This is a genomic window from Anoxybacillus sp. EFIL, from assembly GCF_013096955.1.
Taxonomy (GTDB): Bacteria; Bacillota; Bacilli; order Bacillales; family Anoxybacillaceae; genus Anoxybacillus; species Anoxybacillus ayderensis.
Window position 1 is genome coordinate 38,412 of the sequence record NZ_SDLH01000009.1, and the last position, 22,336, is coordinate 60,747.

Annotated in this window: 23 protein-coding genes, 2 pseudogenes and 1 riboswitch; of the genes and pseudogenes, 7 read left to right on the plus strand and 18 right to left on the minus strand. The window is 40.8% G+C overall.

The window, feature by feature from the left end:
* Positions 1–7: 7 nt before the first annotated feature.
* The 6 genes from ES017_RS12620 to ES017_RS12645 form a co-directional block, all read right to left on the minus strand.
* Positions 8–1,258, minus strand: a complete 1,251-nt coding sequence (locus ES017_RS12620) for a cytochrome P450 (protein ID WP_246346338.1) — start codon at positions 1,256–1,258, stop codon at positions 8–10.
* 13 nt (positions 1,259–1,271) lie between these two features.
* Complete coding sequence (locus ES017_RS12625) at positions 1,272–1,775, minus strand: IS630 family transposase (RefSeq protein ID WP_368737193.1); 504 nt, start codon at positions 1,773–1,775, stop codon at positions 1,272–1,274.
* A gap of 26 nt (positions 1,776–1,801) precedes the next feature.
* Positions 1,802–2,332, minus strand: coding sequence for a helix-turn-helix domain-containing protein (locus tag ES017_RS12630; RefSeq protein ID WP_171335171.1), 531 nt, complete (start codon positions 2,330–2,332; stop codon positions 1,802–1,804).
* A 72-nt stretch (positions 2,333–2,404) separates the two neighbouring features.
* Positions 2,405–3,505, minus strand: coding sequence for an HD domain-containing protein (locus ES017_RS12635; RefSeq protein WP_306464377.1), 1,101 nt, complete (start codon positions 3,503–3,505; stop codon positions 2,405–2,407).
* Positions 3,471–3,974 (minus strand): IS630 family transposase, encoded by a 504-nt coding sequence (locus ES017_RS12640; RefSeq protein WP_368737194.1) that lies wholly within the window; start codon positions 3,972–3,974, stop codon positions 3,471–3,473. The genes ES017_RS12635 and ES017_RS12640 overlap by 35 nt, the downstream gene beginning before the upstream one ends.
* A gap of 26 nt (positions 3,975–4,000) precedes the next feature.
* Complete coding sequence (locus ES017_RS12645; protein ID WP_171335171.1) at positions 4,001–4,531, minus strand: helix-turn-helix domain-containing protein; 531 nt, start codon at positions 4,529–4,531, stop codon at positions 4,001–4,003.
* A gap of 382 nt (positions 4,532–4,913) precedes the next feature.
* Positions 4,914–5,015: riboswitch (purine riboswitch) on the minus strand.
* A 367-nt stretch (positions 5,016–5,382) separates the two neighbouring features.
* Here ES017_RS12645 and ES017_RS12650 point away from each other — a divergent pair.
* The 4 genes from ES017_RS12650 to ES017_RS15785 all read left to right on the plus strand — a co-directional run bounded on the left by ES017_RS12650 (position 5,383) and on the right by ES017_RS15785 (position 7,290).
* Complete coding sequence (locus ES017_RS12650; RefSeq protein WP_171335174.1) at positions 5,383–6,564, plus strand: ISL3 family transposase; 1,182 nt, start codon at positions 5,383–5,385, stop codon at positions 6,562–6,564.
* A 169-nt stretch (positions 6,565–6,733) separates the two neighbouring features.
* Positions 6,734–6,961 (plus strand): transposase, encoded by a 228-nt coding sequence (locus tag ES017_RS16245; protein ID WP_368737195.1) that lies wholly within the window; start codon positions 6,734–6,736, stop codon positions 6,959–6,961.
* 20 nt (positions 6,962–6,981) lie between these two features.
* A complete protein-coding gene (locus tag ES017_RS15780; RefSeq protein ID WP_216367551.1) occupies positions 6,982–7,158 on the plus strand; it encodes a transposase in 177 nt (58 codons plus the stop codon).
* Between the two features lie 27 nt (positions 7,159–7,185).
* Positions 7,186–7,290 (plus strand): integrase, encoded by a 105-nt coding sequence (locus ES017_RS15785; protein ID WP_216367552.1) that lies wholly within the window; start codon positions 7,186–7,188, stop codon positions 7,288–7,290.
* A 119-nt stretch (positions 7,291–7,409) separates the two neighbouring features.
* On the opposite strand, the gene ES017_RS12665 is transcribed toward ES017_RS15785, so the two are convergent.
* From ES017_RS12665 to ES017_RS12675, 3 genes and pseudogenes are all read right to left on the minus strand, one after another.
* Positions 7,410–7,805: a CDI toxin immunity protein gene (locus tag ES017_RS12665; RefSeq protein WP_153127507.1), complete on the minus strand. Its 396-nt coding sequence runs from the start codon at positions 7,803–7,805 to the stop codon at positions 7,410–7,412.
* Positions 7,806–7,817: 12 nt separating this feature from the next.
* Positions 7,818–8,969: a hypothetical protein gene (locus ES017_RS16280; RefSeq protein ID WP_425486539.1), complete on the minus strand. Its 1,152-nt coding sequence runs from the start codon at positions 8,967–8,969 to the stop codon at positions 7,818–7,820.
* Positions 8,970–9,181: 212 nt separating this feature from the next.
* Positions 9,182–9,448 (minus strand): annotated as a pseudogene (locus tag ES017_RS12675) (ribonuclease Z); the annotation flags it as partial.
* A gap of 36 nt (positions 9,449–9,484) precedes the next feature.
* Between ES017_RS12675 and tnpC the strand changes: the two are divergent.
* Positions 9,485–10,921 (plus strand): annotated as a pseudogene (tnpC, locus tag ES017_RS12680) (IS66 family transposase).
* Between the two features lie 69 nt (positions 10,922–10,990).
* Here tnpC and ES017_RS12685 read toward each other — a convergent pair.
* The 7 genes from ES017_RS12685 to ES017_RS12715 all read right to left on the minus strand — a co-directional run bounded on the left by ES017_RS12685 (position 10,991) and on the right by ES017_RS12715 (position 18,522).
* Entirely contained in the window at positions 10,991–11,281 is a 291-nt protein-coding gene (locus ES017_RS12685; RefSeq protein WP_253263397.1) for a hypothetical protein, read from the minus strand.
* Between the two features lie 93 nt (positions 11,282–11,374).
* Positions 11,375–12,010: a P-loop NTPase family protein gene (locus ES017_RS12690; protein ID WP_171335175.1), complete on the minus strand. Its 636-nt coding sequence runs from the start codon at positions 12,008–12,010 to the stop codon at positions 11,375–11,377.
* On the minus strand, positions 12,010–13,908 hold the full coding sequence (locus tag ES017_RS12695) for an SLC5/6 family protein (RefSeq protein WP_306464376.1): 1,899 nt from the start codon (positions 13,906–13,908) through the stop codon (positions 12,010–12,012). The genes ES017_RS12690 and ES017_RS12695 overlap by 1 nt, the downstream gene beginning before the upstream one ends.
* A gap of 141 nt (positions 13,909–14,049) precedes the next feature.
* Positions 14,050–15,222 carry an ISL3 family transposase gene (locus tag ES017_RS12700; RefSeq protein ID WP_171335176.1) on the minus strand — a complete coding sequence of 391 codons (1,173 nt, stop codon included), beginning with the start codon at positions 15,220–15,222 and terminating at the stop codon, positions 14,050–14,052.
* Positions 15,223–15,451: 229 nt separating this feature from the next.
* Positions 15,452–16,861: an NADP-dependent phosphogluconate dehydrogenase gene (gene gndA, locus ES017_RS12705; protein WP_171335177.1), complete on the minus strand. Its 1,410-nt coding sequence runs from the start codon at positions 16,859–16,861 to the stop codon at positions 15,452–15,454.
* Between the two features lie 64 nt (positions 16,862–16,925).
* Complete coding sequence (locus ES017_RS12710; RefSeq protein WP_171335178.1) at positions 16,926–17,393, minus strand: chemotaxis protein CheW; 468 nt, start codon at positions 17,391–17,393, stop codon at positions 16,926–16,928.
* A 4-nt stretch (positions 17,394–17,397) separates the two neighbouring features.
* Positions 17,398–18,522, minus strand: a complete 1,125-nt coding sequence (locus tag ES017_RS12715; RefSeq protein WP_171335179.1) for a M20/M25/M40 family metallo-hydrolase — start codon at positions 18,520–18,522, stop codon at positions 17,398–17,400.
* A gap of 164 nt (positions 18,523–18,686) precedes the next feature.
* On the opposite strand from ES017_RS12715, the gene ES017_RS12720 reads away from it, so the two are divergent.
* On the plus strand, positions 18,687–20,024 hold the full coding sequence (locus tag ES017_RS12720) for a PepSY-associated TM helix domain-containing protein (RefSeq protein WP_246346316.1): 1,338 nt from the start codon (positions 18,687–18,689) through the stop codon (positions 20,022–20,024).
* 46 nt (positions 20,025–20,070) lie between these two features.
* Here ES017_RS12720 and ES017_RS12725 read toward each other — a convergent pair whose 3' ends face one another.
* Positions 20,071–21,618 (minus strand): acyl-CoA carboxylase subunit beta, encoded by a 1,548-nt coding sequence (locus ES017_RS12725; protein WP_171335181.1) that lies wholly within the window; start codon positions 21,616–21,618, stop codon positions 20,071–20,073.
* On the minus strand, positions 21,618–22,031 hold the full coding sequence (gene mce, locus ES017_RS12730) for a methylmalonyl-CoA epimerase (protein WP_035063622.1): 414 nt from the start codon (positions 22,029–22,031) through the stop codon (positions 21,618–21,620). Before mce ends, ES017_RS12725 begins: the two co-directional genes overlap by 1 nt.
* A gap of 143 nt (positions 22,032–22,174) precedes the next feature.
* Between mce and prli42 the strand changes: the two genes are divergently transcribed.
* Complete coding sequence (gene prli42 / locus ES017_RS12735) at positions 22,175–22,270, plus strand: stressosome-associated protein Prli42 (protein WP_009373849.1); 96 nt, start codon at positions 22,175–22,177, stop codon at positions 22,268–22,270.
* Positions 22,271–22,336 lie beyond the last annotated feature (66 nt).

The following is a 22,336-nucleotide window of genomic DNA, read 5'->3' on the forward strand; positions in this document are numbered from 1 at the left end:
TAGGAAGTTAGTATTTGATCGGCATTGTAACAATACCATGAAAGGTAGGGTTAGGCGTCCATTCAGGTCTTTCAAGATTATATAAAGGTGTAATGTGAGAAAAACGTTGAATAACTTCTTTTAAAATTTCGGCGATTTCTACGCGAGCAAATGCTGCAGCAATGCATGCATGATAACCACCACCAAAACCAATATGCTGTTTACCTGTCCGATTGATATCAAATTTTTCTGGATTTTCAAAAACGCGTTCATCACGACCAGCGGAACCGAGGAAGAAATAGACCGAATCTCCTTCACGAATAAGTTGGTTATGAATAGTAATATCTTGGGCAGCGTGTCTTGTTATGTATTGAATTGGTCCTTCAAGTCGCATAGTCTCATCCAAGACCTTAGGAATTAGAGACAGATCTTTTTTGAGTTCATCAAATACTTTTGGATGTTTGAACAATAGATGCAACGTATTACTTAACATGAACTGCGGAATTTTATGTCCACCAAAAATTAGATGAATGGTTTGTGCGATAAGTTCATCGTCACATAATTCTCCTTCCTCACTCGGATTATCTGAGATTAAACGGCTTAACAAATCGTTGCGTTTTTTGATGCGTCTTTCAGCAATTGCTTCTGAAAGAAACATGTACATTTCTTTCATACTTTTTTTGGTTTGATCGCTGATATCTTTGTCAGGGACGTGGGAAACAACAAAGTTTTGCATAAATTGAGCAATGTCATCTGACCAACGGATAAAACGTTCAACCTCTTCACCTGGAATACCAAGCATTTTACAAAGTACCAACGCCGGAATTGGATGAGCAACTTCAGAAACGAAGTCAAACTCGTTCGAATGTTTTTCAACCACTTGATCTAAAACTGATGTTACAATTTTCTTGATTTCAGGAGTGATAGCCTCAATCTCTTCTTTCCAAAAGGCACGGTTCATGTATTTTCTTAAACGTGTATGGATTGGACGGTCGTTATAAATCATCCATGTGGATATAATGTCGATGATCTCCTTAAAGTGCTTGTCTTCGCCTTCAGGGAGATTTTTCATTTTGTGCCAAATTAGTGGGCTAGTGATAAAGGTGTCTCCCTGCAAATATTTTGTGATGTCATCATATCTTGTTATAAACCACGAACGCATTTCTTCATTCCAATAAACTGGAGCATTATCTCTTAATCTCTTGTAATAGTTGTAACGATTATGCAAATAATCATCACTGTAAACACTAAATTGTTCTATATACATCCAAATTGACATTTTAACCTCTGATTTACGCAGTACACCCGATGCGACGCAACACCTCATCCGGGTGTTGTAGAACGTACTGTTCAAAACGAGTAATGGAGTGGGCAATGTCGTTTTGATCCTTGTGAAAAACGTTGGCAATCACTTCATCTTTCAACCACTTCCACAGCCGTTCAATCGGGTTCAACTGTGGGGAATACGGTGGCAAAAAGATGAAATGAAAAGCATCGCCTTCCTCGCCATCAAGAAAGGCTTTCACCATCTTGGCATGATGAATGCGTGCGTTGTCCAACACAAGCACGAGGAATCGGTCCGTATATTTCTCTTTCAATCGGCGCAAAAAGTCGAGGAACGTTTCGGCATTGGCGGATGATGCACGATGAAATACAACATCGCCTTGTTGAACATCGACGGCGCCAAAAATAGAAACGTGGGCGTGGTGACCGTAGCTTGGCACTTGTTTTTGATTTCCTACTTCTGCCCATGTCGTACGAAGCGCTTGATACGCACGAACATGTGTTTCGTCCACATAAAACATAGTGACGTTCTCGGTGATTAGTTTTTTTTTATAAATTCGAGTTCCTTTTGAAAAGCAGCTTGATGTTCTGGATTCCCTTTCACAAGCTTATACGTCGGACGTGTCCATGACAAGCGAAGACGATGCAATAACTTACGAATGCCTTCACGTGACATCGAAACGCCATAGGTATGTTGGATGTAAGATTGTAAAATACGCGTGTTCCATGATGAAGCAATGCCCCAGCCAGCATCCACAGGTGTAGTAGTTAACACGAGTTGTCTGATTTCTTGTTGTTGTTCTTCCGTCAGAAATGGCACACGACCAGGCGGCAACCGACGATCGAGTAAATGATCGAGCCCTCCTTCATTAAACCGTGCAACGTAGAGGGCAACAGATTGACGGCACAGATTGACCATTTTGGCCACATCTTTGCCAAGATGACCTTCCATGACGAGACGAACAGCGGTCACCCGAACGCGAAGCGAAGCATCTTTGATTTTCCGTTCTTGTTTCCGAAGTGTTCGAGGCGTCCAACCGTGATCATTTGTGATTTTCAGACGTTTCATGTCCTTTCCGCTCCTTTTACACATGAGTATTTAGGAGCAGTATAGCCATGAAAAAAGGTGTTCATACAGAAGTCATGGTTTTAAGGTGCATGTATATAGCTGTCTCATGTTAGTGTCTGAACCTCTGTTTTTGTGGTTATCAAAAAATAGAAAATTAAATATTCTTTTAATATAATCATCTATTCTGATTTCAAATTTGAGGTTTATATCATTTTTCAGAAAACATATCTTTGTAATTTGGATTAATATTGCTAGTTTCAAGCTGCTATGTAATGGTAATTGTATTTTGCTGTAGTAAGGCTTTGCTGGATTTATATAAAATTCTAAGGAATCAATAAATTCAATAACAATTTTATTTAATGCATATCTTTCCCTAGATATTTGGCCAGATAAAAAATCTTCCAAGAAATTATCTTTGATTTCATTGAAAAGACAATTGATTATTCTCTCTAAATTATCAATATTCTTATGATTAGGGTTAGATGTTATACCTTCTAATATTAACGAAAGTATAGTATTTGAGTTTAAAATATTAGCAAATTGATTTCTACTAAAGAAACCCACCATGTCTTTTATATCGTAGATGGCATTAGAGATATCATCTGCGAGTTCAATTATATATTCTTCAATAACAGGTTGATTGTAAGTCTGGAGAATTTTATTTACAAAAATAGATGACTCCTGATAATATCCCTTAATTAAATTCGCTTCTTCTTCCCTTTTAAGAGGTATTACATTTTTATGTTTAAGAAGCGCGGCTACAGTTCTTAATGTAACATTATGAGATTCTTCAGTTACAATTCTTATTGTTTGAGCATTGGATTCAAATCCCCCAAAGCATTTCATTATATTATCAAGACTTCTTTCGGCACTATGACCAAAAGGAAGATGTCCTATATCATGCGCAAAGGTTGCCGCATGAATAAGATTTAAATCAATAGTTGGTAAATCATTTTTTAACAAATGATTGTTTACTCTTTCAGTAATTATTTCTGCGATTTCGTTGACTTCCAAAGAATGAATCAATCTATTCCGTAAATTATGGTTATGAGGAAATGGAATAAGTTGTGTTTTAGTATGTAAAATACGAAAGTATAGTGATCTTATATACATCCAAATTGACATTTTAACCTCTGATTTACGCAGTACACCCGATGCGACGCAACACCTCATCCGGGTGTTGTAGAACGTACTGTTCAAAGCGAGTAATGGATTGGGCAATATCGTTTTGATCCTTGTGAAAAACGTTGGCAATCACTTCATCTTTCAACCACTTCCACAGCCGTTCAATCGGGTTCAACTGTGGGGAATACGGTGGCAAAAAGATGAAATGAAAAGCATCGCCTTCCTCACCATCAAGAAAGGCTTGCACCATCTTGGCATGATGAATGCGTGCGTTGTCCAACACAAGCACGAGGAATCGGTCCGTATATTTCTCTTTCAATCGGCGCAAAAATTCGAGGAACGTTTCGGCATTGGCGGATGATGCGCGATGAAATACAACATCGCCTTGTTGAACATCGACGGCGCCAAAAATGGAAACGTGGGCGTGGTGACCATAGCTTGGCACTTGTTTTTGATTCCCTACTTCTGCCCATGTCGTACGAAGCGCTTGATACGCACGAACATGCGTTTCGTCCACATAAAACATAGTGACGTTCTCGGTGATTAGTTTTTTTTTATAAATTCGAGTTCTTTTTGAAAAGCAGCTTGATGTTCTGGATTCCCTTTCACAAGCTTATAAGTCGGACGTGTCCATGACAAGCGAAGACGATGCAATAACTTACGAATGCCTTCACGTGACATCGAAACGCCATAGGTATGTTGGATGTAAGATTGTAAAATACGCGTGTTCCATGATGAAGCAATGCCCCAGCCAGCATCCACAGGTGTAGTAGTTAACACGAGTTGTCTGATTTCTTGTTGTTGTTCTTCCGTCAGAAATGGCACGCGACCAGGCGGCAACCGACGATCGAGTAGATGATCGAGCCCTCCTTCATTAAAACGTGCAACGTAGAGGGCAACAGATTGACGGCACAGATTGACCATTTTGGCCACATCTTTGCCAAGATGACCTTCCATGACGAGACGAACAGCGGTCACCCGAACGCGAAGCGAAGCATCTTTGATTTTCCGTTCTTGTTTCCGAAGTGTTCGAGGCGTCCAACCGTGATCATTTGTGATTTTCAGACGTTTCATGTCCTTTCCGCTCCTTTTACACATGAGTATTTAGGAGCAGTATAGCCATGAAAAAAGGTGTTCATACAGAAGTCATGGTTTTAAGGTGCATGTATATAGTATTCGTTGGTAATCGCATCTAAACTCTGAAATCGAAATCTTTTCTTGTTCTGGTGAAAATCTGCTTTTGTCATATTTTTTATACATTAACCTCTCCCACTCTACAAAAATAGTTTTCTGAATAAATAGTAAAAACCCAAGAGGATAGGTTTCTATTAATGTTTCACGAGTGAAAACCTATCCTCTTGGGTTGATGTCTTCGATACTATATGTACAACTTATAAATAGGTATATGAATCCCGTCCATATCCCTTCATCTTTCTTAATTACTGAATAAAATGGACTTAGATTCACTTTCACTCGTAGTCCAGCAATTTAAGGTTGCCGGGTAGAAACTCTCAGACCATATTTCTGAGGATATACGAGCAAGTTTTTATTAAAATATTCATTTTTATTAATAATTATATAGATTGTAAAAATTTATGTCAACAAAAAATGGAATTATAACCCGTGGTACTATACACATCCAAATTGACACCTTAACCTCTGGTTCATGTAGTACACTCGGAGGCTTGTCACCTCTTCGTTTTGTTTGAGGCGTTGTGAATGTTATTACCTCAATCATGCTTCAAATAATAAGGGTTGCAAGCTTTTTTATCATTCATTGAGTAAAATCAACAAAAAATCGAGGGACGTCTTTAAAATTTTGGTTCATCACCAAATTTTGTGATTTAGTGACAAAAAAGAGAAAGCACTGACGAGATCCTGGCAATAATGTTAGTGGTGAAATCAACATTAAGGAGGTCTCGTAAGTGCTTTCGATATCACTAGGATTGCCAGAATTGAAAGTGATTAAACAAGAACTTCATTCCTATGGTTATGCGATTCATGTAGAGAAAACAGCGACACGGGAACACTGCCCTCATTGTGGGTTTGCCCCTTCCTCTGTCCACGACAGACGGACAAGAAAAGCACAGGATTTGGCGATTTTCCATCAACCCGTGTACTTATTCGTAAAGGTAAAGCGCTATCGGTGCTCGAATTGTTCCCAAGTGTTTTCCGCCTCTTTGGAATCGATTCAACCCAATCAACACTACACTAATCGATTTGGTGAGTACTTGTATGAACTTTGTGAAGGCTCCGCCATTCAAGAGGTTAGCCGAAAGCACCGCATCCCATATACGACATTGGAGCGCATCTATTACTCCATCGCATCAAAAAAAGCAAAAGAGCGTCAAACAGCGATAGAAGCATCTTCTCAAGAAGAGATGGTGCTTAGCTTAGATGAGATCGCGGTAAAAAAGGGACATCAGTATGAAACCGTATGGATGGATGCCAAAGCTGGATCAGTCATGGGAATGCATGCCGATCGCCAATGTGACTCCGCCATCCACTTGTTGAGCCAAAATGTCCTGTCGAAAGAAAGGGTTCAAACGGTGATTCTGGACATGTGGGAACCTTATCATAAGGCGGTTCGCGCCCTGTTTCCATCTGCTTCGGTTGTCATCGATAAGTACCATGTGGTTCAAAAAGTGACACAAGCCTTGGATCAAGCAAGAAAGGAATTTCCTCCATTGAAAAAGGCTCGATATCTTCTCTTAAAAGGCTGTGAAAAGCTTCATAAGGACCAGCGGCTTCGATTAGACGACATCTTGGAGGAGTATCCGGTACTTTCCATTGCCTATTATCTGAAAGAGTTGTTTAGAGATTTTTACCGAACCGATGGATATCACGAAGCAAAGGAACGCTTGGAAGAATGGATTCAGTTAGCCAAACAGAGCCCTTTTGCTTCTTTTCAGGAAGCAGCCAACACGCTTGAAAGGTGGAAGGAGCCGATTCTTTCCTACTTTTTGTGCCCATATACCAATGCCCGAATCGAGGGGACGAATCACAAGATCAAAAACATCAAACGCCGAGCATATGGCTATCGAAATCGAGAACGGTTTCGTTTGCGTGTATTTCTGGAGTGTACAGGGAACACTACAGGTAGTTAGGCTTCTTAAGCGCTCCCTTCTTCCGCTATCGGTATGATAGTTGGTAGAATGGAACCCGTCAAGGAAAGCACTTGACTGTTTCCATTCTACCAATTTTATGGTCTGTATGCGGAAGAAGGATCTTGACTGATGAACCCATTTCATCCAGCTAACATGTTTCTGGGATTAAGTGAAAATCACAGAAAATGGTGAAGACCCAAAAAAACTAATCACGGACGAAATCGTTCTTCTTCATGTCGATGAGACGCATGTTCGCACATATCAAGCGCTTCGTACGACATGGGCAGAAGTAGGCAATCAAAAACAAGTGCCAAGCTACGGTCATCACGCCCACGTGTCCATTTTTGGCGCAGTCGACGTGCAACAAGGGGACGTCGTATTTCATCGTGCTTCATGACGTTTCTAGACTTTTTACATTTGTTGAAAGAAAAATATGCGAATCGATTCATCGTGCTTGTGTTGGACAATGCACGTATTCACCATGCCAAGATGGTGCGAGCGTTCCTTGATAGTGAAGAAGGTACTACTTTTCACTTTATCTTTTTGCCACCGTATTCCCCACAGTTAAACCCGATTGAACGGCTATGGAAGTGACTAAAAGATGAAGTCATTGCCAACGTCTTGCATAAAGATCAGAACGATATTGCCCAATCGATCACTCGTTTTGAACAGCACGTCTTACAGCACCCAGATGAGGCGTTACGCCGCATCGGGTGTGCTGCGTGAATCAGAAGTTAAAATGTCAATTTGGATGTATATAGCAGCTCGTTCGGCATTATGTCACTAGTAGAAAACCCTCAAAAGAGAATTTATATTCCCCTTTTGAGGGTTAATTCAATGATATTTTACTTCAATCCTATTCTTACTTCACCGTCATGAAATATCTCAATGACATATCCTGAAGATGGTGAAAATATCCATGTATCAAAACTTACAGCAGTAACATCATCTATAACTTCAAATACTTTATTTAACTCAGATTGAATTATAGGTAATGTCCCTTCATCCCAAATTACATATATAACGTTGCTGTATTCATCAATGTTTTGGTTCAAAAAGGAGATGATCTCATCAACTGTATTCACTTTAGCATGATAAGTCACTTTCTCCCATTCAATACGCCCCCACTCAGTAAATGGAAAAGAATTCTCAAAATCTCTTAGTACTTGCTCTCTCTCACTATCAGATAAGACGTGTACATTCTCACCTAGTGCCTCAATACACTCATCAAATAAACTCATTCAAATTCCCCCTTACCTATTCAAATGTTTTAATAAAGATTTAAAGGTGCTTTCGTTACCCTCAAATGGAATAACGATTTTTCGAGCATTAGCCCCTTTACCATTGCGAAAATCTTCAATGTTTATATGTATACCCTTATTTGGGTCATAATCTAATCTCCATCTTACTTTTCCGTCAGCAGACTGCCTACCAATTACTTTACCATATCCAGCACTTGACTTAAGAGTTCCTATATATGGCTTTGAATTTGGTCCTAAATCTCCAACTAGGTCTAGTGCTTTATTTCTAGCCTGTTCATATGTCTTGACTTTATCTAATACTTGTTCCCCTTTACCAATACCCTTAATAATACTCACAGCCTGATCTAATTTTTTCGGATCAATATCAAATGCTTTCTTAATGGCATTTGTTACTTTTGCAATGCTCTTTAGATCACCTAGTCCCGGAATAAAACCAACTAACGCTTCGGCCACATCTTTTGCATCGGATTTCGGATTGCTTAACACTTGATACAAGCAATAAGCATCTTTGATCGTACCTACCATCGGAACGAAGTCGGTGACCACTTCGATTAGTTCCTTTGTTGCGGACCATCCTTTGTCACTTTTGTTTTTTGAAGCCGTGTATACGTCCTGTGACAGACTATGGACGACGACAGTACGAACGTCTTTGTCCATATTATACAAAGATAGTCGAATTTGTCGAGTGAGCGCTTCTTCTTTTGCTTTCTTTACATCATTTGATTTTTGTGATTGCTGAGACGCTTCTTGAACTTCTTTACTCATTTGCACCGTGTCTGTTTCGAATGATTTGACCGCAGACTGGAGCGCATTTTTAATGCTCTTTACAGGGTTATAGAGCGCGGTTTCTGTTTGATTTCCTAAATTTCTTGAAGCTTCCCTTTTGATAAAATCAATAGGTTTATAAACTGTATTTCCAATCGTGTTTCTTACTGGATTGATCGCTAATTCGTATGCCTTCCGTGCTTCTTGACTAATATGTACGGTGTCTTTTGGAATGGATGGTTTGCTCGATTTAGCTGAGCTATTTTGTGGATGGTTGACTTTTTCTGTCTTTGTCGCCGTACTTGTCACATGAGTATTCACTGTCCTTGAATAACTACTGCGTGTCATCGCAGCACTGGCTGATTTTGAAAACGGCATGACTCTCCCCTCTTTTTACATATTTGCTCGTTTCTTTCGCATTCATTGTAAATAATCAAACATTTTTTTCGATATTTTTCATTCGACATTTTTCTTTTTCAATCGACATTCCAAAATTATGAACAAGAGGAGAAAATCGTATGTCGAGCGTTTTGTACGCTCCGATATGAGTCTTTGTGAGGAGCTGGCCTGCATCATCGGCCAGCTCTTTTTTACTCCGCGCTTCGTTTCGGAATCGGAAACGAGGCAAAATCAAATGCAATAGCCACGTTCGGGAAAATCGCTTTTGCTTCTTCTAGCAGTTGGTCACACATCTCCCCTTGATAACGGGAACTCATATGTGTCAAAATGAGTTGCTTCACTTCCGCTCGTTTCGCTACTTCCGCTGCTTGGGTCGTCGTCGAATGATAGTAATCATGCGCTAAATGTGCTTCTTTGGCACGAAATGTTGCCTCATGGACAAGGACGTCAGCTTGTCTATGATGTGAATATTGATAGACAAGGAGGTGAATCGCATGTTGACGGTACAACAAGCTGTATTTACAGTTGAGAGCTTAATCAGCAAAGTCCAACAACAAAAACAGCTCATTCATCAACTCGTTCAAGAAAATGAACATTTGCGTCACGAAATCAAACAGCTGCGCAAAGAAAATGAACAACTGAAGTATCGCGTTCAAGAGCTGGAAGCACGCACGAAAAAAACAGCTCCAATAGCCATTTGCCCCCATCTTCTGACCGTTTTCACACCCATTCTTCTCGCAAGCCATCTGGCAACAAGCCAGGCGGACAAGAAGGACATCAAGGAACGACGCTCCGTCAAGTGGAACGTCCACATCATCGCATCGTTCATCGTGTGCATACGTGTCAAGGATGTGGGGCTTCTTTGCGCGAAGTCAAACCGTTCAAAGTCGATGTCCGTCAAGTGTTCGATCTCCCTCCCGTGACGATCGAGGTGACACAACATGAACGTGAAGTGAAATCCTGTCCACATTGCCGATGTGTTCAACAAGCGGAGTTTCCACCACATGTCACGAATCATGTGCAATACGGTCCACGTCTCACGGCGCTCGTTGTTTATTTGCATCATATCCAATTGATCCCTTACAAACGTTTGAGTGATACGATCGAAGCATTATATCAACACTCAATCAGTACGGGAACTCTTGCCAATATGGTGAAACGAGGACGCGAAGCGCTAGAATCGAATATGGACATCATCGAAGACGCCTTACTTGAATCCAACATCCTGCATGTCGATGAAACGAGTTTGCGCATCAAAGGGAAACTCGCATGGGTGCATGTCGCGTGTACATCAAAATACACGTACTTGGCTCCTCACGTTTCTCGTGGAAAGAAAGCGACCGATGACATCGGGATTCTTCCGCGATATCAAGGGACGATGATGCACAATGGGTTTGGTACGTATCCAAAATACACGCAAGCCACCCATGCCCTTTGTCACGCCCATCATTTGCGTGAATTGAAGGGCTTCATCTAACAAGGGCATACATGGGCATCGCGCATGACGACGTTTCTGTTAGCCGCCAAACAGGCAGTCGAAGCCTATCACGGTGCACTTTCCAAAAAAGAAGCGAAACGATGGGAACGAGTGTATGATCGCATCCTTATGAAAACACAGCACCGATTGGAAACGATGACGCCTCAAAGCACTCGCTTTTGTTCGGCGGCTTCAGAAACGAAAGGAAGAAGCGCTGCGTTTCTTACGTGAAGTGCATGTTCCCTTTGACAACAACCAAGCCGAACGCGATCTTCGCATGGTCAAAGTGAAAGAGAACATTTCGGGTACATTTCGCGAAGAAACATTCGCCCAGTCTTTTTGTATCACAAGAAGCATCGTTTCCACACTGACGAAGCACGAAAAAAATGTGTGGGATTCGTTATGTCTTCTGTTGATGGGCGAAACGCTCGATCGTGTTCTTTCTACCACTTAGGGCATTTTCCATCACGAGGATGCCCGATTTGTGTTGCGCTTTTTTACATACTACTATCGGGGTGAATAGTTACCCTGGATTTAGCCAGTTCGTAGAAGCTACAATGCTATCAGGCCACCAATCAATAGACTTATAAGCATATCCTCTAGTTTGCGTATTTGCTCCATTATTTATCGCATAAATTGTTCCTGTACCATTTGTAGTTGCTTTAATAATGGATGTGTCTTTATAAGTACTTGAACCATCTAAAGAGGCAGTTGCAGATTCTGCAACTGCCGCACTAGCAGTTGCAATTACTGCTGCTGCAAGCGATAAAGAAATCCATTTTGATTTCCACTTGTTTTTTCGATTTACTAACATGCATTTTTCCTCCTTTAGTTTTAAATTTTGTCATTCGATCTTTTTCTTCAGCAAGACATTTAAACTCATCAAATCCCTACAGAATGCATAATGTCATCGACCAGCATTCTTATCCCCCCTTTCAAAGCAAATGATTTTATGCGATCGATCGATTTGATAAATAGGATTAGAAAACTTTAAAAATACGTTTTCGATTCGATTCGTAAAAATGAGATAATGTACATCCGAAAAATCCTCTTTTAGAAAGTGATAAAAATGGTTTAAATCCTCAAAATCGAAATATTTCGTCGGCTGATCAAAAATAAATATGATACGTTTTAATGCTTGTCCAAGAGAAATGAGATAAATTAGCCGTTGAAATGCTGTTAACGAATCCATTGTCGCATCGGGTGGTATACAATACTTTTCGCACAATTCAGATTTCCGAAATGAGCGATTCAACAGCTTATGCATTTCACGTAAACGATAATTCCTCCACAACTGATTGTAGTTTTCCGGTATGACAAAAAATACGTTTTTACTCGATTTTTCCTTTCTCGTTACAACATTTTCATCTAAATGTATTTCGCCTTCATCTAAAGGATGAAAGCCAGCAAACGTTCTCGCCATAATATCCGTATGAATATGATTCCTTGCCACAATAATTGATTGAGACGGAAGCTTACAATGGCAACTATGCAAAATGATTTGGCGGTTATATGTGATAGTAACGTTTTTTAATTCTAGCATCAGTCTGTTCTCTCCATTTCTTTTGCCATTTGAATAAGCACCTTTTCTTTCTCTTCCATCGCCAGTTTCATATAGTGATTCCATGATTCCAAACTGATAGAAGATTTCCCCACTATCGTTTTTAAAGATCCACTTGATGGAATACGTAGTTTTTCCATTAAATACTGACCGACAAAGATGCTTATCTGTTCATTTTCAAACAGTCTGTATGGGATCAAAAAGGCGGCTAATTCCTGGACATATGCTGTTACCGATTTGTCATTAACGTCAAGAAAAGGATCGACGTAGAACGTATAGCTTCCGTTAGTAACTGTGCTGTCATATAGCGAGAGATTTGTTGTACTTAAGCTTTTGGGAATAATAACAACAGTTTTAATTTCATTCATACAATAATCTGTATTTTTAAGATTAGTAAATAACTCACAAAGCTCACTACGAATCGAAACAAGTTGATTCTTCAATTCTCTATAATTCTTCGTTTTCGTCAAAAATGGTTCATAAACGATTAACTTCGTATTTTCAATTTCCATTTGTTTGTAGGGACCTCTTATAATGGATAGACAATCTAAATGATCTCCATGCCAACTATACTTTTCTTTTCCCTCAATTACCTTTATGTGTTTACATTTTTTCGTTTCGACATTAGTATGAAAAGTTCCAGATGAGTCTATCGTATAAATATTCGAATGAGTTGACTGTGGATACCAATTTGCCTCGAACGGCAGTAAAACAATGTTCGATGTTAGCGGATAAAAGCTAGAACCGAAAGTATGTTTATAATAGATGATCATGGAATGAACACCACTCGTTTCGACTTCAACAATGCTTCCTTGTTGATTAAAAGATAAATTTTTTCCTCCGCTTTTTATGTGGTCGATTTCGAATTGCTCGTTCATCGAAAAACGCACAAAAGGAGCTTTTTTGTCTAAAGTGAGCTCAACTTTAATTGGATATCGAGATTCAGGTTCGACCTCGATTCCCGTTATTCTCCAATTGCTTGTCATACTTTTATTGTGATGAGTTTTATATTTTATATGTTGATAAAGTTTGTAGTCATTTGCGAGTAAAATATCATCTAGCTGAAATTTCGTTTGAGTATGATAGATTGTAAATGTGACAGAAATAATCAACATTACACTTATAGCTAATCCAAATGCTGTACGTTTCATTTTCATAAATACAATGCAAATCATGATCGAACAAACAACATATACCAACTGAATCCATACATTTTCTTTTAGAAAGGTCAGACTAAATAAAGGATCAATATAAGGAAAGCGATTTTCAATAAACACTTGAAACGGGCTATATTCAAGGGAAAATAGTGTCATAATCCATAGAAGAAATACACTGAGGAGCAACATTGATTTTTTGTGAGAATAGTATGCATCAATCATGCTGATAAATAATCCGATGATCCATGCCCATATGAATGGGAGAACAAAACAAATCCAGTACAACCGAAAAAGAAACTTAAAAAGATCCCAACCTGCCGAATAGTTTACAACAATCGCACTTGCTACAACTCCTGCAATCAGTATTTGTAATATGAAAAAACATGTGAATAGAATAGTTATTTGATTAGCGATGATCTTTTTCGGTTTTTGTATGATATTATTCATCAAAATCCAATCAACCGGAGTTGAGGTCATAATCAAAAAATGTAGGCGAAAACTTGCCAACAGCCAGACAACAACTCCAATAGGAAGCAAATATTTCTTGTACAAAATAAACTCAGCTGGATTTATTGTATACGGGTTTATACAATAAAAAACGAGAATACCCAAATAAATAGAAATCAAGGCAACATCTAATTTCATATTTGCTATCATTCGGAATAGTACAGAACACCATTTCATCCATACATAATCCTTTCTCATATTGTACTTATCATTCAAAATAAGCCGCTTCTATACTACAAACTACAAAGACTAACTTCGCAAAATATATACATTCAAACTGTAATAGGCAATTAATATACATCCACGTACATTATAAAAAAAAAGGTTCATCACCAAAAGATGTACTTGCATCTGCCATTAAAGTATGTTAGCTGTTTCTAGACGAACCCGCAAGGCAAAACGTTGGATATTTCTGTATCCATATCCCCGGCGTTTGATTAGCTTGATCTTGTTATTCGTTCCCTCCATTTTTCCATTCGAATAAGGTGACAATATGCACGATATGATTTCATCTATTCGTTTGACAAGCGATTTTGCGATGGCGCGTACAGCCGAACAAGGACAACATACATATCGGTGAATCCAAGCCGACAAACGTCGTTTCGCCTGTTGCTCGTCTTTGCTGTTGGACACATAGCGAAAATGTTGGAGCGATTGGTAGACAGACTTTAAGTCATCGCTTTCATTGCACCATTTCCGTACGATTTGGCGTTCTTCCTCCGTCAATTTCTCTGGGCATTGGCTCAATAAACGGCAAACGTAACGAACATGTCCGTGTTTCTTGCCTCCTTTGTCCAAATATTTGCGACAACGCTCTAAAGCATCTGTAAACAGCTGAATGACATGGAAATAATCCACGACATGTGTCACCTCTGGGCAAACCCTTTGAATCGCTTTTTTCATCGCTGGAGCCAAATCACTCACAACATACTGAACAGAACCAGACACATGAGCCAACACACGTCCAATGGCTTCCTCGTTCTTTCCTGCTTCAACGGCATACACTTCTCCCGTTTCGGCATCCATGATCGCCACTCCGTAGTCATGCCCTTTTCGAAACGCAAACTCATCGACACAAACTGCCTTTGGTTGGATATCATTCGATAAGAAGGAAGGGGCATGGGTATAAAACCAACGTTCAACGGTCGTGTACGGAAGCTTGAGCATACGAGCCACCGCCTGAATGGATGTTCCGATACAAGATTGCGCTACCCATTGTTGAAAAGCATCCGTTGCCACACTTCGAGGGGAGATTCCTGGATAAGACGTGCTGAATGTCATGCCACACGTACCACAACGTCTTCGCTCGACAGGAAGTTCGATCCAAAAAATCCCGATTCGCTGAGCATAGCCATGCATCCATTGTTTCTTTTTTCCTGTCATTTTGATCGTGCGTTTCAAGCAAACAGGACATAACGGGCATTGTTCAGGAAGGGAAAGTTCAAAAATCCAACGTTCTTCTTCTTTTCGTACCTTTTGAATCAAAACATCTGGTAAATCGATGAGTTCTTTGATAAACTGAGAGTACATGCGAATTTTCCTCCCATGGTTCGGTTTGGTTACCTTTACCATACAGGAAAATTCGCATTTTTTGTACCCTCTATTTTCCCTATGCATACCTATCTTAAAATCTCAAGTACAACTTTTGGTGAAGAGCCAAAAAAAAAAGATATGTCAATTATTTACTTAGAAATTTTATAATATTTTAACAAAATTACCATAGTATAACCCCCTAGAGCCATTTCTAGGGGGTGTTCGTTTATTTCAACCATTCGGTATGGAAGATGCCTTCTTTGTCGATGCGTTCGTACGTATGCGCACCGAAGTAGTCGCGCTGGGCTTGAATAAGGTTTGCTGGCAATGTTTCCATTCGGTAGCTGTCATAGTAGGCTAAGGCGCTTGCAAACGCTGGTGTTGGAATGCCGCGCATCGCTGCCGTTGCGACGATTTCGCGGAGCGATTGTTGATAGTTTTCGACGATTTCTTTAAAGTATGGATCGAGCAATAAGTTTGGTAGCGCTGGATCGCGATCGTACGCTTCTTTAATTTTTTGTAAAAATTGCGCACGAATAATGCAGCCACCGCGGAAAATCATCGCGATATTGCCGTATTGTAAATTCCAATTGTATTCTTCCGATGCTGCTTTCATTTGCGCAAAGCCTTGGGCGTACGAGCAAATTTTGCTCATGTAAAGCGCACGGCGAACAGCTTCAATAAAGTGCGCACGATCGCCTTCATACGGCTTCACTGCTGGACCAGCTAATAGCTTGCTTGCTTTCACGCGCTCTTCTTTCATTGCAGAAATAAAGCGAGCAAATACCGATTCCGTAATAATTGGAAGCGGAACACCTAAATCGAGCGCGTTTTGGCTCGTCCATTTTCCTGTTCCTTTTTGCCCTGCTTTGTCTAAAATGACATCGACAAGCGGCTTGCCTGTTTCTTCATCGATTTTTGTAAAAATGTCTGCTGTAATTTCGATTAAATAGCTATCTAATTCCCCTTTATTCCACTCGGCAAATACTTCATGAAGCTCTTGGGCGTTTAAGCCGAGCACATGTTTTAATAAAAAGTATGCTTCGGCAATTAATTGCATATCGCCATATTCAATGCCGTTATGCACCATTTTTACGTAATGGCCCGCACCGTCTGGACCGATATACGTCGTGCACGGCTCGCCGTCCACTTTTGCCGCAATCGCTTCAAAAATCGGGCGAACGAGTTCATGTGCTTCTTTTTGTCCACCTGGCATAATCGAAGGCCCTTTTAACGCTCCTTCTTCTCCACCAGAGACGCCTGTGCCGATGAAATGAATGCCAAGTTCCGCAAGTTCTTTATTGCGGCGTTGTGTATCTTTAAAATACGTATTGCCGCCGTCGATGACGATATCGCCTTTTTCTAAATACGGCTTTAATTGTTCAATCGTTGCATCTGTTGCGGCGCCTGCTTTCACCATTAATAAAATTTTGCGCGGCTTCTCAAGCGCGTTAACAAACTCTTCGATGCTGTATGTACCGACAACATTTTTCCCTTCCGCTTCTTGTAAAAACTCGTCTGTTTTTTCACGCGAACGGTTATATACGGCGACGGAATAACCACGGCTTTCAATGTTGAGCGCCAAGTTTTTTCCCATGACCGCTAAACCGATTACACCAATTTGTTGTTTCGCCATAGCAAATGTTCCTTTCTATTTTTGTTTGTTCAAAAAAGAACATACCATAATCGTCTTTTCTCGTTCAAGTGTTCTGTTTCTCATTCCTCATATGTTCTTTAATCGTGCTTGCTCCTTCTAAATTGTCAAACAATATTGTCGGATCAATGACAGTAATGAGCCGATCAGGTAAATTCGCAATGCCAATAAAGTATGGCGTCTGTTGATAGGCAAGCATATTCACTTGCTTCATCATATGTGATGGAATATCAATAATTTCCTTTGCATCGTCTACGATAAATGCTACGTGTAAATCGCCCGTATGCACAACGACAAGCCGCGTTTTCTCTGCTTCCGTATACGGACGGCGATATAAAATTTGTGACGTATCAAGCACGGGAACAAGCTCACCGCGAATGCGAACAACACCAAGCATATACGAAGGCATGCTTGGAATGAGCGTCGGACGGCTCATCTTTTCGATGGAAACAACATGTTCAACCGGAATGGCGTATTGTTCGTTCGCAAGTTGAAAAACGACGACTTTATTCATCGTTTCACCCCCTCGCAGCCACTTCCTCAATAATCGCGATGACCATTTCAGTTGCTTTGACAAGTTCTTCAATTGGCATTCGTTCATTTGTTGTATGAATGTCTTCATAGCCGATCGCTAAGTTTACAGTTGGAATACCAAATCCTGCAATAACATTCGCATCGCTACCGCCACCGCTACGCAACAGCTCGTGCGGACGACCAATTTTTTCGGCTGCTCGTTTTGCGATTTCAACAACATGATCGCCGTCGCCAAATTTAAATCCTGGATACATCACTTCCACGTGAACATCTGCACGACCACCCATTTCTTCCGCTACTCGTTCAAACGCTTCTTTCATTTTCGCGACTTGCGCTTCCATTTTTTCTGGAACGAGCGAACGCGCCTCTGCTAAAATGTCCACGCGATCGCAAACGATATTTGTTTGTGTTCCACCTTCAAAACGGCCGATGTTTGCGGTCGTTTCTTCATCGATGCGCCCAAGCGGCATTTGCGCAATCGCTTTGGCGGCGATTGTAATTGCCGATACGCCACGCTCTGGTGCAACACCCGCATGAGCCGTCTTTCCGTGAACGGTCACTTTCAACTTTGCTTGTGTCGGAGCAGCAACGATAATTTGTCCAACTTTTCCATCGCTATCTAGTGCATATCCAAATTTCGCTTGAATGAGCGACGGATCAAGCGCCTTCGCCCCAACGAGCCCGGACTCTTCTCCAACAGTAATAATAAATTGAATTGTGCCGTGCGCAACTTGTTTTTCTTTTAATACTCGGATCGCTTCAAACATCGCAGCAAGTCCTGCTTTATCGTCCGCTCCTAAAATCGTCGTACCATCTGTTACAATATATCCATCTTGAATGGACGGTTTTACCCCTTTTCCTGGCACAACGGTATCCATATGAGATGTAAAGTAAATCGGATCAACTCCTTCTTTTGTCGCTGGCAATGTGCAAATTAAATTTCCTGCTCCATGCCCTGTTTGCGCAGTCGTATCATCTTCAATGACGTGCAAACCGAGCGCTTCAAACTTCGCTTTCAACACATCCGCAATGTCGCGCTCATATTTCGTCTCTGAATCAATTTGCACAAGCTCTAAAAATTCTTCGACTAAACGCTGTTCGTTTACCATCTCGCATCCTCCTATGTATGTACTCATCTTTAAGTATAACGAATTTTCCTTCATATGGCGATGAACACATGCACATAATTTTTTTCTTCCGCTTCACACATTTGTCACAATTTCGTTATATCATTCACATTGAACTTCATTTCATAGTAAAACAGGAGGTTTTTATGAATTCATTATCAAACAAAGATTTATACAAGGCTATATGGCGTTGGCACTTTTATGCCGGAATTATTTTCGCACCTTTTTTAATTATTCTTTCCATCACCGGAGCTATCTACTTATTTAAACCACAAATTGAATCGTTTTTATACAAAGACTACTATTATATTGAAGAAGGGGAACATGAGTTGGCACCGAGTACCCTCATTGAAAAAGTTACAAATACGTATGAACATGCTACAGTCGTCAGCTATCGGCCAAGCGATGCTCCACACCGTTCGACTGAAGTTGGCGTCGTTTTAGATGGTGAAACATATATCGTTTTTGTTAACCCATATACCGGCGATATTCTTGGTAAAATCGCAAAAGAAGACAAACTCATGAATATCATTGTCAAGCTGCATGGTGAATTAATGGTAGGAACAATTGGCGACAGAATTGTTGAACTTGCTGCATGCTGGGCTGTCATTTTATTAATAACAGGATTATATTTATGGTGGCCAAGAAATCGTTCTTTATATGGCATTGTGAAAATTCGCTTTAATGAAGGAAAGCGCGTCATGTGGAAAGACATTCATTCCGTGATTGCCATTTGGCTGTCAGTCTTTATTTTATTACTTATTTTCACTGGTTTACCTTGGGCTGGGTTTATGGGCGATAAAATTAATCGTATTGCCACGGCAACACACACCGGCTACCCCCCTGGCTTATGGGACGGTCAAATTCCAGAATCCGTTATTCCAACGAAATCAGTAGCAGACGTGCCATGGGCGGCGGAAAACATGCCTGTACCTGAATCGAATCAAAACGGAACAATGACCATTCCAGTTGAATCAGTTATTCAAATTGCAAAAGAGCGACATGTTCATCAAGGTTTTTCCATTTACTTCCCTGAAGGAGAAAAAGGAGTGTATACCGTTTCGGTCTTTCCAAACTTGCCGCAAGATCAAGCTACATTGCATATTGATCAATATAGCGGCAAAGTGTTAGCCGATTTGCGCTTTAAAGATTATGGTTGGCTAGCTAAAGTAATCGAAATTGGTATTGCCCTTCACGAAGGTCGATATTTCGGCTTATTTAATCAAATGATCGGCCTTATCACTTGCCTCGGTCTCATATTCATTTCGTATAGCGGTGTTGTGATGTGGTGGAAGCGACGCCCAAAAGGATCGTTAGGTGTCCCATCTGCTCCACAAAACAAAAAAGCGATGCAAATCGTCACACTCATCATTATCATATTAGGGCTTATGATGCCTTTAGTCGCTCTTTCATTGGCCATCGCTTTTGTTCTCGATTGGATTGTTATTCGTCGCATTCCAAAATTACAAACATGGTTCTCATAAGAAAAAGCGAGCAGTACATGTACTGTTCGCTTTTTCATTGAACAATTTATAACGGAATATTCCCATGTTTCTTTTTTGGACGCTCTTCCTGCTTATGACGAAGCATATCGAGCGCTTGAATGAGCTTGATTCTCGTATCGCGCGGATCGATGACGTCATCAACCATACCGTATTTTGCGGCAACATACGGATTTGCAAATTTATCGCGGTATTCTTCAATTTTTTGCGTTCTTGTTTCTTCTGGGTTCGGACTATTTTCGATGTCGCTTGCGAAAATAATGTTTGCTGCCCCTTGTGGTCCCATAACGGCAATTTCTGCATTTGGCCATGCGTATACGACATCTGCTCCGATCGATTTACTGTTTAATGCAACGTATGCTCCACCATACGCTTTCCGTAAAATGACCGTTATTTTCGGCACCGTCGCTTCCGAATACGCATATAAAATTTTCGCCCCATGTCGAATGATGCCCCCGTGTTCTTGTTTGACTCCTGGGAAAAATCCCGTCACATCTTCAAATGTAATAATTGGGATATTAAACGAGTCGCAAAAGCGAATAAAGCGCGCCGCTTTATCCGATGAGTCAATATCAAGCCCCCCGGCCATAAACTTCGGCTGGTTGCATACAAGTCCGACAACTTCCCCTTTGATGCGGGCAAAACCGATGACAATATTTTTCGCAAAATCTTTTTGTACTTCCATAAACGAACCTTCGTCAACGACTTGCAACACGACGTTTCGCACATCGTATGGACGCACCGCATCAATAGGAATGGCATCCGCTAAATCGGGACGGTAATCGCTTTCCTTTTGTGCAGGTGCAACAGGCGGCTTTTCTTGACAATTTTGTGGAAGATAGCTTAATAGCCGTCGTACTTGCGCAAGCACCTCTTCTTCTGTCGCTCCTGAAAAATGAGCATTTCCGCTAATCGTATTATGAACGCGCGCGCCACCTAAATCTTCTGCGCTAATTTTTTCGCCTGTCACCGTTTCAATCACTTTCGGTCCGGTAATAAACATTTGGCTCGTTTTTTCGACCATAAATACAAAATCAGTAATGGCTGGTGAATAGACAGCCCCTCCTGCACATGGCCCCATAATGACGGAAATTTGTGGAACGACGCCCGAATAAATCGAGTTCCGATAAAAAATATGGCCGTATCCATCAAGCGACAACACGCCTTCTTGAATGCGCGCGCCACCAGAATCGTTTAATCCGATGATTGGAGCTCCTGTTTTCGCCGCTAAATCCATAATATTCGCAATTTTTTTCGCATGCATCTCCCCAAGCGCTCCACCGAATACAGTAAAGTCTTGCGAAAAGACAAATACTGTCCGCCCATCGATTTTACCGTATCCTGTGACAACTCCGTCACCTGGTCCTTTTTTTCCCGCTAATCCAAAATCGGTGCAACGATGTTCAATAAACGGATTTAACTCAACGAACGTCCCTTCATCTAATAAAAGATCGATGCGCTCTCTTGCTGTTAATTTTCCCTTTTCATGCTGCTTTGCAATTTTATCGTCGCCACCGCCTAACTCAATTTCTCGGCGGCGGTCATATAGCTCGTTGATTTTATCGTACATGTCCATTACTGCCCACCGACCTTTTCACAAAGCTCATATAACACGCCTCGGGCTGACTTCGGATGCATAAAAGCGATGTGTGCACCGCCTGCACCGCGCTTCGGTTGCTCGTGAATCATGCGAATGCCGTTATTTTTTAACTCTTCGATGCGCTGTTCGATATGATCAACCCCAAGAGCGACATGATGAATGCCTTCGCCTCGCTTTTCAATAAAAGAAGCAATCGGGCTATGTTCAGAGAGCGGCTCAAGCAGTTCAAGCTTGACATCGCCAACTTTTAAAAATGCTACCCGGACTTGTTCTGATTCGACTGTTTCAATGCCAATGCACGATAAGCCAAGCGTATCCGTATAAAACGGAAGCGCCTCGTCTAACGATTTGACTGCAATACCAATATGATCGACTTTTTTTACTTCCATAAACCCCAACCCCTTTGTTGTTCTCGGTTGCAAACCATCTATGTATTTCGACATCCTTTCTCTTTTTTCCTTCTTTTTTTGCATTTTTCCTGCTTGTTTGCCGCACAGCATGTTTGTACAATAGGAAGCAAGAGGTGAAGAACATGCATTCAAAAAAAGTGCAAAAAATTGTTGTTTATTTAATGCTCGGCTCGATGCTTTTAACTTCTTTGCTCGCTGGATTAAGCATGTGGATATAGAACAAGCTGACCATATTCGGTCAGCTTGTTCTTTGTTTTATTTCAGCGCCCCAGGTTATCAATTTT

What these genes read in the sequence shown, in the direction of transcription:
- ES017_RS12620 (WP_246346338.1), bottom strand. Translation starts at nt 1,258, where the DNA reads ATGTCAATTTGGATGTATATAGAACAATTTAGTGTTTACAGTGATGAT.
- ES017_RS12630 (WP_171335171.1), bottom strand. Translation starts at nt 2,332, where the DNA reads ATGAAACGTCTGAAAATCACAAATGATCACGGTTGGACGCCTCGAACA.
- ES017_RS12635 (WP_306464377.1), bottom strand. Translation starts at nt 3,505, where the DNA reads ATGAGGTGTTGCGTCGCATCGGGTGTACTGCGTAAATCAGAGGTTAAA.
- ES017_RS12645 (WP_171335171.1), bottom strand. Translation starts at nt 4,531, where the DNA reads ATGAAACGTCTGAAAATCACAAATGATCACGGTTGGACGCCTCGAACA.
- ES017_RS12665 (WP_153127507.1), bottom strand. Translation starts at nt 7,805, where the DNA reads ATGAGTTTATTTGATGAGTGTATTGAGGCACTAGGTGAGAATGTACAC.
- ES017_RS16280 (WP_425486539.1), bottom strand. Translation starts at nt 8,969, where the DNA reads ATGCCGTTTTCAAAATCAGCCAGTGCTGCGATGACACGCAGTAGTTAT.
- ES017_RS12685 (WP_253263397.1), bottom strand. Translation starts at nt 11,281, where the DNA reads ATGTTAGTAAATCGAAAAAACAAGTGGAAATCAAAATGGATTTCTTTA.
- ES017_RS12690 (WP_171335175.1), bottom strand. Translation starts at nt 12,010, where the DNA reads ATGCTAGAATTAAAAAACGTTACTATCACATATAACCGCCAAATCATT.
- ES017_RS12700 (WP_171335176.1), bottom strand. Translation starts at nt 15,222, where the DNA reads ATGTACTCTCAGTTTATCAAAGAACTCATCGATTTACCAGATGTTTTG.
- gndA (WP_171335177.1), bottom strand. Translation starts at nt 16,861, where the DNA reads ATGGCGAAACAACAAATTGGTGTAATCGGTTTAGCGGTCATGGGAAAA.
- ES017_RS12710 (WP_171335178.1), bottom strand. Translation starts at nt 17,393, where the DNA reads ATGAATAAAGTCGTCGTTTTTCAACTTGCGAACGAACAATACGCCATT.
- ES017_RS12715 (WP_171335179.1), bottom strand. Translation starts at nt 18,522, where the DNA reads ATGGTAAACGAACAGCGTTTAGTCGAAGAATTTTTAGAGCTTGTGCAA.
- ES017_RS12720 (WP_246346316.1), top strand. Translation starts at nt 18,687, where the DNA reads ATGAATTCATTATCAAACAAAGATTTATACAAGGCTATATGGCGTTGG.
- ES017_RS12725 (WP_171335181.1), bottom strand. Translation starts at nt 21,618, where the DNA reads ATGGACATGTACGATAAAATCAACGAGCTATATGACCGCCGCCGAGAA.
- mce (WP_035063622.1), bottom strand. Translation starts at nt 22,031, where the DNA reads ATGGAAGTAAAAAAAGTCGATCATATTGGTATTGCAGTCAAATCGTTA.
- prli42 (WP_009373849.1), top strand. Translation starts at nt 22,175, where the DNA reads ATGCATTCAAAAAAAGTGCAAAAAATTGTTGTTTATTTAATGCTCGGC.